This window comes from Rhodobacteraceae bacterium LMO-JJ12, from assembly GCA_021555075.1.
GTDB lineage: Bacteria > Pseudomonadota > Alphaproteobacteria > Rhodobacterales > Rhodobacteraceae > JAKGBX01.
The window spans coordinates 1521209-1533805 of sequence record JAKGBX010000001.1 but is presented as its reverse complement, the minus strand read 5'-3'; the positions used below and the strand labels follow the sequence as shown (position 1 = coordinate 1533805).

10 protein-coding genes and 1 tRNA gene are annotated in these 12597 nt (G+C 61.1%); 7 read left to right on the top strand and 4 right to left on the bottom strand.

The window, feature by feature from the left end; genetic code table 11:
- Nucleotides 1–41: 41 nt before the first annotated feature.
- From LZG00_07335 to LZG00_07305, 7 genes are all read left to right on the top strand, one after another.
- A complete protein-coding gene (locus LZG00_07335) occupies nucleotides 42–746 on the top strand; it encodes a hypothetical protein (protein MCF3593809.1) in 705 nt (234 codons plus the stop codon).
- A complete protein-coding gene (locus tag LZG00_07330) occupies nucleotides 739–1896 on the top strand; it encodes an alpha-hydroxy-acid oxidizing protein (GenBank protein ID MCF3593808.1) in 1158 nt (385 codons plus the stop codon). The genes LZG00_07335 and LZG00_07330 overlap by 8 nt, the downstream gene beginning before the upstream one ends.
- A 229-nt stretch (nucleotides 1897–2125) precedes the next feature.
- A complete protein-coding gene (locus LZG00_07325; protein MCF3593807.1) occupies nucleotides 2126–5569 on the top strand; it encodes a pyruvate carboxylase in 3444 nt (1147 codons plus the stop codon).
- 192 nt (nucleotides 5570–5761) lie between these two features.
- On the top strand, nucleotides 5762–6151 hold the full coding sequence (locus LZG00_07320) for an MAPEG family protein (GenBank protein MCF3593806.1): 390 nt from the start codon (nucleotides 5762–5764) through the stop codon (nucleotides 6149–6151).
- A gap of 126 nt (nucleotides 6152–6277) precedes the next feature.
- Nucleotides 6278–6352: transfer RNA gene (locus tag LZG00_07315), tRNA-Gly, on the top strand.
- 222 nt (nucleotides 6353–6574) lie between these two features.
- On the top strand, nucleotides 6575–7534 hold the full coding sequence (locus LZG00_07310; GenBank protein ID MCF3593805.1) for a DNA cytosine methyltransferase: 960 nt from the start codon (nucleotides 6575–6577) through the stop codon (nucleotides 7532–7534).
- A gap of 67 nt (nucleotides 7535–7601) precedes the next feature.
- Nucleotides 7602–8507 (top strand): hypothetical protein, encoded by a 906-nt coding sequence (locus LZG00_07305; GenBank protein ID MCF3593804.1) that lies wholly within the window; start codon nucleotides 7602–7604, stop codon nucleotides 8505–8507.
- A gap of 86 nt (nucleotides 8508–8593) precedes the next feature.
- On the opposite strand, the gene LZG00_07300 is transcribed toward LZG00_07305, so the two are convergent.
- Genes LZG00_07300 through LZG00_07285 form a run of 4 tightly spaced genes read right to left on the bottom strand, consistent with a single transcriptional unit; the run spans nucleotide 8594 to nucleotide 12532 of the window.
- A complete protein-coding gene (locus LZG00_07300; protein MCF3593803.1) occupies nucleotides 8594–9364 on the bottom strand; it encodes an SDR family NAD(P)-dependent oxidoreductase in 771 nt (256 codons plus the stop codon).
- Nucleotides 9361–10290 (bottom strand): SDR family oxidoreductase, encoded by a 930-nt coding sequence (locus tag LZG00_07295; GenBank protein MCF3593802.1) that lies wholly within the window; start codon nucleotides 10288–10290, stop codon nucleotides 9361–9363. The genes LZG00_07300 and LZG00_07295 overlap by 4 nt, the downstream gene beginning before the upstream one ends.
- On the bottom strand, nucleotides 10287–11189 hold the full coding sequence (locus LZG00_07290) for a bile acid:sodium symporter (protein MCF3593801.1): 903 nt from the start codon (nucleotides 11187–11189) through the stop codon (nucleotides 10287–10289). The genes LZG00_07295 and LZG00_07290 overlap by 4 nt, the downstream gene beginning before the upstream one ends.
- The gene (locus LZG00_07285) at nucleotides 11186–12532 is read right to left on the bottom strand and encodes an NAD(P)-binding domain-containing protein (protein ID MCF3593800.1); all 1347 of its coding nucleotides are present in this window, start codon (nucleotides 12530–12532) and stop codon (nucleotides 11186–11188) included. Before LZG00_07285 ends, LZG00_07290 begins: the two co-directional genes overlap by 4 nt.
- Nucleotides 12533–12597: the final 65 nt, after the last annotated feature.

Sequence of the window (12597 nt, the reverse complement as noted above, 5' to 3'; positions counted from 1 at the left end):
TTCCCTCTTGCGTGCGTTTTGCCAACAGATAGCCTGACGCCATGATTCAAGTCTTGATCCTCGCGACGCTTGCCGGAGGCATGATCCCTCTCGGAGCACTTCTGGCACGCCGCGAAAACCTGCAACCTAACTGGCTGGAGGAAGAGTTTCGCCATGCGGTGATCGCCTTTGGTGCCGGCGCGCTTCTGGCCGCTGTTGCCTTCGTTCTCATTCCCGATGGTTCTGCCAAGGTCGCACCGTGGAGCGCGCCGCTCTGGCTCATGGCTGGTGGTCTTGCAATGGCGGGCCTGAACGGGTTGATCGCGCGACGGGGCCACTCTTCGGGTCAATTCATCGCCATGCTCACCGATTTCTTGCCTGAAATCATGGCCTTGGGCGCGCTTTATACGGTCGATAGCGGCGCCACCCTGCTGCTTGCCGCGCTGATCGGTCTGCAAAACCTGCCCGAAGGGTTCAACGCTTATCGTGAAAGAACCAGCCGAAACAAGGCGTCCGGCCCCCGGGTTTTGCGTGAATTCGTCGCCCTTGCCGCGCTTGGGCCGATCGGCGCCGTATTGGGCTACGTGTTTCTCGCCGATCATCCTGCCACGCTGGGCGCAATGATGCTTCTGGCAGCGGGTGCAATTCTCTACCTGATGTTCGAAGACATCGCGCCACAGGTCAAATTGCAAAAGGCATGGCTGCCCGCACTTGGCGCGGTCGCAGGCATGGCACTCGGACTGGCGGGGGATCTGATACTTGGTTGACCTGCACGCAAAATACCCTGGATTCTCGGATCTGAAATCCCGCGCCCGCCGCCGCATCCCGCATTTCGTCTTCGAATATCTTGATAGCGGCACGGGCAGCGAAGCCACCCTCCGGCGCAACCGCCAAATGCTCGACCAGGTCCGCTTCATGCCTCAGATCCTGCGCGGCCCAATGACCCCTGCGCTTTGCGTCAAGCTTTTCGGCTCCGATCTGCCCCTGCCCTTCGGTATCGCCCCCGTGGGCATGTCCGGGCTGATCTGGCCCAATGCCGAATACCTTCTGGCCAACGCGGCCGCGCGCCTCGACATTCCCTATTGCCTCTCTACCGTGGCGGCGCAGACCCCCGAACATGTCGCGCCGGTCCTGGGAAATCACGGCTGGTTTCAACTCTACCCGCCAAAAGACCCCGAGATCCTGCGCGACATCCTCAAACGCGCCAAAACCGCCGGGTTCAAGACAGTTGCCCTCACCGTCGACGTGCCGGTCGCCTCGCGGCGCGAACGCCAGACCCGCTCGGGGCTGACCCATCCACCCCGCACCACGCCGCGCATCCTCTGGCAGATCGCCCAGCGCCCCGCTTGGGCCATGGCAATGCGCCCGCACGGTATGCCGCGCCTGCGCACCATCGAAAGCTATATCGACGATCACGGCGCCTTGCCCTCGACCGAACACATCGGCTACCTGCTGCGCACCTCCCCCGATCTCGACTATGTCCGCGCCGTGCGCGACCTGTGGGATGGTCCCTTGCTGCTCAAAGGCGTGATGAACCCTGCCGAAGCCAAAGGGCTGGAAAACCAAGGGATCGACGGCATCTGGCTCTCCAACCATGCCGGGCGGCAATTTGATGGCGCGCCCAGCACAATAGAAATGCTGCCCGCCATGCGCGCCGCGACCAACCTGCCGATCATTTTCGACAGCGGCGTCGAAGGCGGGCTCGACATCCTGCGCGCCCTCGCCCTCGGGGCTGATTTCGTGATGTTGGGGCGTGCCTGGCATTTTGCCCTCGCCGCTCTTGGCGCGCGCGGCCCCGATCATCTGGCCGACATGCTGCGCCGCGACCTAGAAGCCAACATGGGCCAGATCGGCATCGAGCATTTCGCCGATCTTTCCACCCGGCTCGACCCTCTGGCGGCCCCCTTTCGGCGTTAAGCTGCGAAGACATAGCTGCCGCCTTCCGCTGTCGGCCTCCCTTACGTCGCGAATAAAAACTGCGTCACTTACCTCTCAAAGGAAAGAAAAGTTCGCGCGGATGCAATTGGAGCGAAAATGTCGATAATTTTTGTCACTCAGACACAGCAACGCTTGCGCTGCGATGCGGCATCGCGCTAGCAAATCGCGCAAGCCACAGCGGAATACCGAACAACCCAAGGGATACCCGATGCCAGACTTCAAGAAAATCCTCATCGCCAACCGGGGCGAAATCGCCATCCGCGTGATGCGCGCCGCCAACGAGATGGGCAAGCGCACCGTCGCGGTCTATGCCGAAGAGGACAAGCTCTGCCTGCATCGTTTCAAAGCGGATGAAGCCTACCGAATCGGCGAAGGACTCGGGCCCGTCGCGGCATACCTCTGCATTGACGACATCATCCGCGTAGCCAAGGATTGCGGCGCCGATGCGATCCATCCGGGCTATGGCCTGCTCAGCGAAAACCCCGATTTTGTTGATGCCTGCGACGCCGCCGGAATCGCCTTCATCGGCCCCAAGGCCAGCACCATGCGCGCGCTCGGCGACAAGGCCAGCGCGCGGCGCGTCGCAATCGAAGCCGGTGTCCCCGTCATCCCCGCCACCGAGGTTTTGGGCGATGACATGACCGACACGCGCAAACAGGCCTCGGAAGTCGGCTATCCCTTGATGCTCAAGGCCTCCTGGGGCGGCGGCGGGCGCGGCATGCGCCCGATTCAGTCGGAAAGCGAGTTGGAAGAAAAGGTGCTCGAAGGACGCCGCGAAGCCGAAGCCGCCTTTGGCAATGGCGAAGGGTATCTCGAAAAGATGATCACCCGTGCGCGCCATGTCGAGGTGCAGATACTGGGCGACAAGCACGGCGGCATGTATCACCTGTTTGAGCGCGATTGCTCGGTTCAGCGGCGCAACCAAAAGGTGGTCGAACGCGCCCCCGCCCCCTACCTCACCGACCTGCAGCGCGCCGAGATTTGCGAACTCGGATACAAGATCTGCAAACACGTCAATTACGAATGCGCCGGCACAGTCGAATTCCTTATGGATATGGACACCAGCCAATTCTACTTCATCGAAGTAAACCCGCGCGTGCAGGTCGAACATACCGTCACCGAAGAGGTCACCGGCATCGACATCGTGCGCGCCCAGATCCTCATCGCCGAGGGCAAGACCATCGCCCAGGCCACCGGCAAACCTGATCAGGACCATGTCACCCTCAATGGCCACGCCCTGCAATGCCGCGTCACGACCGAAGACCCGCAGAACAACTTCATCCCCGACTATGGCCGCATCACCGCTTATCGCTCGGCCACGGGCATGGGCATCCGGCTCGATGGCGGCACCGCCTACGCGGGCGGCATCATCACACGCTATTATGACAGCCTTCTGACCAAGATCACCGCTTGGGCGCCGACCCCTGAAATGGCCATCGCCCGGATGGACCGCGCCCTGCGCGAATTCCGCATTCGTGGCGTTTCCACCAACATCGCCTTTGTTGAAAACCTGCTCAAACACCCGTCGTTCGTAAACAACGATTACACAACCAGTTTCATCGACGAAACGCCTGCCCTCTTTCAGTTCAAGAAGCGCCGCGACCGCGGCACCAAGGTGCTGACCTACATTGCCGACATCTCGGTTAACGGTCACCCCGAAACCCAAGATCGCCCCAAACCGCCCGCCGACCTGAAAGAGCCTCGTCCGCCCAAGCTGCGAACAGACCGCCCGCCATCCGGCGCCAAGAACCTGCTCGTTGAAAAAGGCCCCAAGGCCGTGGCCGACTGGATGAAGGCCCAGAAACAGCTTCTGATCACCGACACCACCATGCGTGACGGCCACCAATCGCTTCTGGCCACGCGGATGCGCTCGATCGACATGATCAAGGTCGCGCCCGCCTACGCCGCCAACCTGCCCGGCCTGTTCTCGGTCGAATGCTGGGGCGGAGCCACTTTCGATGTGGCCTATCGCTTCTTGCAGGAATGCCCTTGGCAGCGCCTGCGCGATCTGCGCGCGGCCATGCCCAATACGCTCACTCAAATGCTGCTGCGCGCCTCCAACGGCGTCGGCTACACCAACTACCCCGACAACGTGGTGCAGGAATTCGTGCGGCAAGCGGCTGAAACCGGCATCGACATCTTCCGCGTCTTTGACAGCCTCAACTGGGTTGAAAACATGCGCGTCGCCATGGACGCCGTGATCGAAAGCGGCAAGATCTGCGAAGGCACGATCTGCTATACTGGCGATATCCTCGACCCCGACCGCGCCAAATACGACCTGAAATACTATGTCGGCATGGCCAAGGATCTCGAAGCCGCCGGCGCGCATGTGCTTGGCCTCAAGGACATGGCTGGCCTTTTGAAACCCGCCGCCGCGCGCGTACTGATCAAGGCGCTCAAGGACGAAACCGGCCTGCCGATTCACTTCCACACCCATGACACCTCGGGCGTCGCCGGGGCGACCATTATCGCCGCCGCCGATGCAGGCGTCGACGCCGCCGATCTGGCGATGGATGCGTTTTCGGGCGGCACCTCGCAGGCGTGCCTCGGTTCCATCGTCGAAGCCCTCGACAATACCGAGCGCGACACCGGGCTCGACATCTCCGCAATTCGCGAGATTTCCAACTATTGGGGGCAGGTCCGCACCCAATACGCCGCGTTTGAATCCGGCCTCATGGCCCCCGCCTCCGAGGTCTACCTGCACGAAATGCCCGGCGGTCAGTTCACCAACCTCAAGGCCCAGGCCCGCTCGCTCGGGCTTGAAGAGCGCTGGCCCGAAGTGGCGCAGGCCTACGCCGATGTGAACCATATGTTCGGCGACATCGTAAAGGTCACGCCCAGCTCAAAAGTGGTTGGCGACATGGCCTTGATGATGATCTCCCAAGGCCTCTCCCGCGCCGATGTGGAAGACCCCGAAACCGATGTCGCCTTCCCCGACTCGGTAATCGACATGATGCGCGGCAATCTTGGTCAGCCTCCCGGCGGCTTCCCCGACACGATCGTCAAGAAGGTGTTGAAAGACGAAGCCCCAAACACCGAACGCCCCGGCAAACATCTCGCCCCGGTCGATCTGGAAAAAACCCGCGAAGATCTGTCAAAGGAGCTCGAAGGCTTCAAGTTCGACAACGAAGACCTCAACGGATACCTGATGTATCCCAAGGTCTTCCTCGATTACATGGGCCGTCATCGCACCTATGGCCCGGTGCGCACACTGCCCACCAAGACGTTCTTTTACGGCATGGAACCGGGCGACGAGATCTCGACCGAGATCGACCCCGGCAAGACGCTTGAAATCCGCTGCCAGGCGATCAGCGAAACCAACGAAGACGGCGAAGTGAAGGTGTTCTTTGAACTCAACGGTCAGCCCCGGGTGATCCGCGTGCCCAACCGCCTGGTGAAATCCCAGACCGCCCAACGCCCCAAGGCGATCGAGGGCGACCCCAGCCATATCGGCGCGCCAATGCCCGGCGTGGTCGCTTCGGTCGTGGTCAGCGCCGGTCAACAGGTGCGCGAAGGCGACATGCTGCTCACGATTGAGGCGATGAAGATGGAAACCGGCATCCACGCCGAACGCGACGCCACGGTCAAAGCCGTGCACGTCCAACCCGGCACGCAAATTGACGCCAAGGATCTGCTGATCGAGTTCGAATAAAGCGTCCCGCGCCCAAAACCTGAAACACGGGTTTTGGGCGTCACGCGCGGAACCTATCTGCTGCACGGCGCTCCGCCCCATCCCTGACGTCAGGTTAAGGCGGAACGCTTTAACATCCCCGCGACGTCACGCTTTGCAAACACCCGGCCAATCGTCAGACTGGCCGGGTATTTCATATTCCGGAGAGGTCTCATGTCACTTGCCGTCACAACCCTTTATGCTGGCTTGCTCGGGCTGTTCTACCTTGGCCTCAGCTCTTGGGTCGTGGTGCAGCGCGGCCGCCGCAAGGTAATGTCCGGTGACAAGGGCGACCCGATCATGGCCAACGCCATGCGCACACACGCCAATTTTGTCGAATACGTTCCCATGCTGCTGATCCTCATGGGTTTGGCCGAGGTGAACGGCCTGGGGTCCACTTGGCTGCACGTCAGCGGGCTCACCTTGCTGGTTGCACGAGGTTTGCACGCTTTCGGCATGGGGCGTCTGCCCCATTGGTCCCCGGGCCGGGGTGGCGGCGCAACGCTGACCTTTGTCTTGCTGTTGGCCCTGTCGATTGCCAATCTGGTGCTGGTCTTGATCTGACCAAAGGCCCGCGTGAGGGGGCCGCTGGCCCGATGGGCGGGTCATAAGATGAAAATCTTTCACTTTGGCGCGTTTTTCCCCTTGCAGCCCCGGGCCAGATTTCATATCTCCGCCTCACTCAAGGATGCGGGCGTAGCTCAGGGGTAGAGCATAACCTTGCCAAGGTTAGGGTCGAGAGTTCGAATCTCTTCGCCCGCTCCAAATTAACCGAATACCCACGGTTAGCGAGACAGGGCCGCCTCCGGGCGGCCTTTCTGTTTCTGACGCTGGGATAGCGACGGGGCAACAGATTGCCACCCGCCCGGGCTTGCCCGACCTGCCCAAAGCAAGTAAGAACGAATTAGGAACATTCATGCAACGTCGAGTCGCCTGTTGATCTAGGCGACCACAACGCGTTGTATGTGCGAAAAGAGGGCGGGCAACATGCTGACATCCGTAGAACTTTGCGCCGGTGCCGGCGGTCAGGCCCTCGGGCTGGAAAAAGCCGGATTCGCCCACACCGCGCTGGTCGAGATCGACAAACACTGCTGCAACACGCTGCGCCACAATCGCCCCGAATGGAATGTCCTCGAAGAAGACATGCGACTCTTCAAGGAGCGCGCCGCTGATTACAAGGGCATGGACCTGTTGGCCGGTGGCCTACCTTGCCCGCCCTTTTCCGTCGCCGGCAAACAGCTGGGCGAGCAGGACGAACGCAACCTGTTCAACGATGCCATCGACATTGTAGATGCCGCCCGCCCCCGCGCCGTGATGATTGAAAACGTGCGCGGATTTCTCGACGCTGTATTCCACGACTATCGCGAACGGCTGAAAAAGCAGCTCGACAAGCTGGGCTACAAGACCGATTGGCGGCTTCTCAATGCATCAGATTATGGCGTGCCGCAACTGCGCCCGCGCGTGGTGATTGTGGCGGTTCAAAAGGAGCGTGCAGACTTCTTTGACTGGCCAGAGCCCAATCCGCACAACCCGCCCACCGTTGGCGAAACCCTGCGCGATCTCATGGCCGCGCGCGGCTGGCGCGGTGCCGACGACTGGGCTGCAAAGGCCGACGAAATTGCCCCGACCATCGTGGGCGGCTCCAAGAAACACGGCGGCCCCGATCTTGGCCCCACCCGTGCGCGCGCCGCATGGGCCACGCTGGGTGTCGAAGGGCGCACCATTGCGCCCGAAGCCCCCGACCCCTCGCACATCGGCATGCCGCGCCTGACGGTGCCAATGGTGGCTCGCATCCAAGGCTTCCCGGACGACTGGCATTTTACAGGCGCCAAGACCAACGCCTATCGGCAGGTCGGCAACGCCTTTCCGCCCCCCGTCGCTCAGGCCGTATCGGCGCAGATCGCCAAAGCTCTGCGCAAGCGGGTGCTGCGCGCCGTCAACGGCTGAACTTCCCAAGCCCTCCCACTTGTGACAGCTTGCCGGTAAACAACGGTTTCACAGGGCTGCGGGCAATTTGAAGAAAACCATTCCAGATAGCATGGTCATCGCGGGCCACCGCGATCACACCCTGCTGAGCGCAATCGGCGATGAAATCACTCGGCGCGCTGGCGGGGGTGCGGCTTTGGCGACCAGGTTCTCCGCCATGCTGCGCCAATGCGTTGACGACGTGATCATGACCCCGAAAACCGGGCGGCGCTCCTATGACGAACTGGAAAAAACCGAAAAAACCTACATCGGCACCCGCGTCGAAATTGAACTACGCGCCATGCTGCGCCTGCCCAAAGGCAAGCTCGATACCGTCATTCTCGGACACGATGTGGACATCAAGAACACCATGGGCAGCAACTGGATGATTCCGACCGAGGCCATCGACCACCCCTGCATTCTGGTGGCCGCCGACGAAGTGCGGGCAAAATGCTATCTCGGCCTGATCGTGGCGCGCCCCCAATACCTGACCCTCGGCCAGAACAAGGATTCCAAGAAAAGCGTCTCGGCGTCGGGATTCGCCAACATACTTTGGCTGTTGCGTGACCACCCCTACCCGCCGAATTTCTGGCGCACCGTGCCGGCCGATGTAATCGCGCGTATTTTCGCGGGGCAATCCGGCAATCATCGTATGGCCAATCTGTTCCGCGAGGTTCAACGCCAACCCATCACCCGCGACGTGGTCGAAGCCGTGGCGCAACAGCAAGACTTCATGCGGCGCATCCGATCCGACAAAGGCAAAGGCACGCGCGACCACTTGGCGCGCGAAGGCATCCTGCTGTTGTCCGGCCACTACGACGCACCTTTGATCGCGGCCCTGGGCCTGCCCGCCTGCTCGGGTAGCGAATTCGTGTCCTACCAGCCGCTCACACAAACCCAAGCCGACCTGGCCGCGGCGCATGGTATCGCCCTGAATTGGCCACCGACGAAGTAACCTCAGATCATGGAAACCAGATGATCGGGTTCGGGCGGCCCCCTGCCTGCGCATGGCAATGCCGCGCCGCCTCTTCCCCGAAACACCTACCGCTGCCTGACACTACGCTCCATCAAGCGTTGATACAGCGCAGGAGAAAGCCGGTTTACCAATGACGCAATCCGCGCCATGCGCCCCACAGGTATGAAATCACGCTCTCTCTCAACCCCGCGCAGGATCACCTCCGCCGCCGCTTGGGGTGACATCACGTCGATTCCATCGCTTGCCGATCCGGGGCGCGAGGTTCCATCGGCCTGCTCATCCGCCCTGCCGATATTGGTCGCCACAAAGCTTGGGGCCGCAATCAGGCACCTGACGCCAAACGCCTTTTCTTCCGAGCGCAGCGATTTCATAAACCCTTCCAGCGCGTGTTTGCTCGCCGCATAGGCGGTCCTGTGAATCAGCGGCGAAAAACCCGCAACCGACGACATCACCAGATGAATACCGCGCGCCGCCCGCACATCCTCCAAAAGTTCACGCGCCATGTTGGTGGCCGCGAAATAGTTGATTTCAAAAACCTTTCGATGCGCCGCCTCCGACAGCGCGTCAAACGCCCCAACCTGCGTGATCCCGGCATTGTAAATCACCAGATCAATCGACGCACAGTCTTTGCGCAGCCCGTCACAAACCGCCCGCATCGCCGCCCCATCGCACAGATCGCAGGCCAGAACCTTGCGCTCTGCCATGGGTTCCAATGCCTCCAACGCTTGCCCCGGCAGATCAATCAGAACCGTGCGCCAGCCGCGTGCGCGCAATCCCGCGTCAAGCGCCAATCCCATCCCCCCGGCCCCGCCAGTGATCACCGCCGTCTTGCTCACAGCCCCGCCGCCTTGCGCCAGAGATCAAACACTTCGGCGCTGCTCAACTCCGGCACATAGCCAAACTCGCCCTTCAGCGCCGTGTTATCCAACACCGGGCGATATTGCAAAAAGCGCACCTGCTCCGGCCCATATCGCGACAAGCGCAAAGGTTTCGCGACCCCAAGCCCCAGCTTCACGGCCCAGACCGGCAACCGCAAAACCGGTTTGCCCAGCGCCTTGGCCAGATCATCAACCCCCAACGCGCCATCGCCCGCCACGTTGAAAATCCCCGCCGGACCATCGCCCGCCGCACGCCGCAGGATACGCGCCAGATCACGCGTCCAGATGAACACGAACGGGCTGTCGCTGCCTCTCAGCGCCAACAGGCGCGGCTTGTGAAACAGCGCCGTGATCTGGTTCTCCAACCCTTCGCCCAACACCGTCCCGACCCGCAAGACCACCTGCTCCAGCGCCGGATGCGCCACACGCGCCTCGGTCAGCATCTCCTCGACCTGCCGCTTGTGATCGGAATAGGCGAACTCGACATTGCCGCGCACCGGGTCGCTTTCGCGCAGCGGCACCGGGTTGTCGGCGTGATAGCCATAAGCCGCCCCCGACGAGGTCACCACCAACCGCCGCACGCCATGCATTACACAGGCGTCAATCACATTGCGTGACCCCACAACATCGACCGAATGGGCAAATTCGCGTGTCGTCGGCGACACAATCGAGGCCAGATGCACCACCACTTCGGGCCGCACCTCACCGATCACCCGGTCAACATCCCCGCCGCGCACGTCCATCACCAAGAACCGAACGCCCTCGGGCAGCATGCGTGGTTCCTGCACATCCGTCGCAATCACGTCCCAGTCACTCGCGGCAAGTTCACCAAGCAGTGCCGTGCCCACTGCCCCGGCGGCTCCTGTCACCAATACACGCCTCATTGCGCAGCCACCGTGCGCGACATGATCCGCGCCAATGCAATGCCCGAGATTGCGTGCCAGATGCCCCAGAACGCGGCCACCACGGCCATCCCGCCAAGCCCGCCAAAGAACCCGAAAATCAGGATCAGCCCAAGACCGGAATTCTGAATCCCCGTTTCAATCGTCACCGAACGGCGATCAAATTCCGACAGCCCCACAAGGCTGGCAATGCCATACCCCCCGGCCAGCGCCAGCGCATTATGCAAGAACACAAGCAGTGCAACATGATGCGCATACCCAAGGAAAAACGCCCAATTCGCCTGTAATGCCAACACGATGAAGGCGACGAATATCACCAATGAGAGTTTCTGCATCAGCGCCCTGAGCCGCATCGCCAGAAACCTACGCCGTTCATTGAGAACAATGCCCGCCAATAGCGGCAACAGCAGCATCAGGATCACCGTAATCGCCACCTGCACCGGATCAATCTTGATCGCCTGCAAAATCTCGCGCGACGGGCCATAGAGGTTCCCCCAGAACGCAATATTAAGCGGTGTCAGCACAATCGCCCCCACCGTGGTAAACGCCGTCAACGACACTGACAGCGCGGTATTCCCCCCGGCGCGATGGGTAATATAGTTTGAGATATTGCCCCCCGGACAAGCCGCCACAAGGATCAGCCCCAGCGCAATCGAGGCCTGCGGCTGCATCACCATCACCAACCCAAAGGTCAGCGCCGGCAGCAGCAGAAATTGCGAGATGATCCCGGTCAAAAGCGGCTTTGGCGCTTTCATCAACCGTCCGAAATCTGCAATCCGCAGATCCAGCGCGACCGAAAACATCACAATCGCCAGAACCCCGTTCAACGCCATCAGGCTCGCCGGGCTGAAGTTCAGCGCAACCGTGTCGATATCGTTCATGCCGCCCCCCGTGACAGCGCCTTGATCCAGCCGGTGACGGCGTTGCGATAGGTCGCCTTGTCAACGTAATAGGCCATGCGCGCCACGTTAAGATAATTCATCCCACCCGTTGCACGATCAAACCCGCGCGCCTTCTCCTCCTTGATCTGGCGCGCCGCCGCATTCCCGGCTTTCAATCCGCTAATGTAACGCGCCACCATTTCCGCCTGCTCATGACGCCCCTGCCATCCCAGCCCCGACGCCTCGACCATCCCCAGAACGAACAGATCATCGCGCTCGGGGTGCATGGCGTTGAGATAAAGATGCGGCGCATCGCCCTGCCAATTCAGCAACGCCTTGTCGATGAACGGATAGTGCAGCAGATACCCCGTCGCCGTCAGGATCATGTCATACTCACCGCTGCTCCCATCGGTGAAATGCACCACGTTCCCGTCAAGGCGCGCGATATCGGGCCGCACCTTCAGATCCCCATGCCCGGCATGAAACAGGATCAGCGAATTGACCACCGGGTGGCTCTCGTAAAGCGCGTAATCGGGCTTGGGGAAGCCATATTTCTGCGGGTCGCCGACGAACCATTTCAGGATCATCCCATCAACCCGACGCTTGAGCCACATCGGCAGCTTGATCGCCCCGCCCATCGTGTCCGCCGGTTTGCCAAACACGTATTTCGGCACAAAATAATAGCCGCGCCGCATCGACAAATCACAGCTTTCCCCGTGGTGAATCGCATCCACCGCGATGTCGCAGCCGGAATTGCCCGCCCCCACGATCAACACCCGCTTGCCGTCAAACTGCCGCGCGCTGCGATACTGCGAGGCATGGATCAACTCACCGGTGAATTCGCCCTCAAACTCGGGAATATTCGGCTCTGAAAGCGTGCCATTGGCGATCATGACCCCGGCAAATTCGCCGCTTTGCTCATGCCCTTCGCCGTCTCGCCAACGCACCACCCAGCCTTCGCCATCCGCCCCCTTTGGCTCGGCGCTCAACACCTCGCAACCAAACGCATAGTCACGATAGATATCAAACCGCTCGGCAAATTCCTGAAAGTAACGCTTCATTTCCCGGTGCGAGGGGTATTCCGCCACCTCTTCACGCATCGGAAAATCGTCAAACTCGGTCATCTTCTTTGACGAAATCAGATGCGCGCTTTCATACATTGTCGACCGCGGCGCATCGATATCCCACAGGCCCCCGACATCGGAATGCAGCTCAAACCCCTGAAACGCAATCCCCTGCTCACGCAGCACCTTGGCCATGGCCAACCCCATCGGCCCCGCCCCGATCAACGCGAATTTCTCCACACCCCCCTCGGCGGGCGCCCCCCTCAACGACTCCGGCATATTTCCACCCTGTTCTTCCGTCTCCCGTTACAATTAGATTGAACGAGCGTTCAAAATAAGGCAAG

Coding starts and splice junctions, on each gene's coding strand:
- LZG00_07285 (MCF3593800.1), bottom strand. CDS start 12,532: ATGCCGGAGTCGTTGAGGGGGGCGCCCGCCGAGGGGGGTGTGGAGAAA.
- LZG00_07325 (MCF3593807.1), top strand. CDS start 2,126: ATGCCAGACTTCAAGAAAATCCTCATCGCCAACCGGGGCGAAATCGCC.
- LZG00_07310 (MCF3593805.1), top strand. CDS start 6,575: ATGCTGACATCCGTAGAACTTTGCGCCGGTGCCGGCGGTCAGGCCCTC.
- LZG00_07290 (MCF3593801.1), bottom strand. CDS start 11,189: ATGAACGATATCGACACGGTTGCGCTGAACTTCAGCCCGGCGAGCCTG.
- LZG00_07295 (MCF3593802.1), bottom strand. CDS start 10,290: ATGAGGCGTGTATTGGTGACAGGAGCCGCCGGGGCAGTGGGCACGGCA.
- LZG00_07335 (MCF3593809.1), top strand. CDS start 42: ATGATTCAAGTCTTGATCCTCGCGACGCTTGCCGGAGGCATGATCCCT.
- LZG00_07320 (MCF3593806.1), top strand. CDS start 5,762: ATGTCACTTGCCGTCACAACCCTTTATGCTGGCTTGCTCGGGCTGTTC.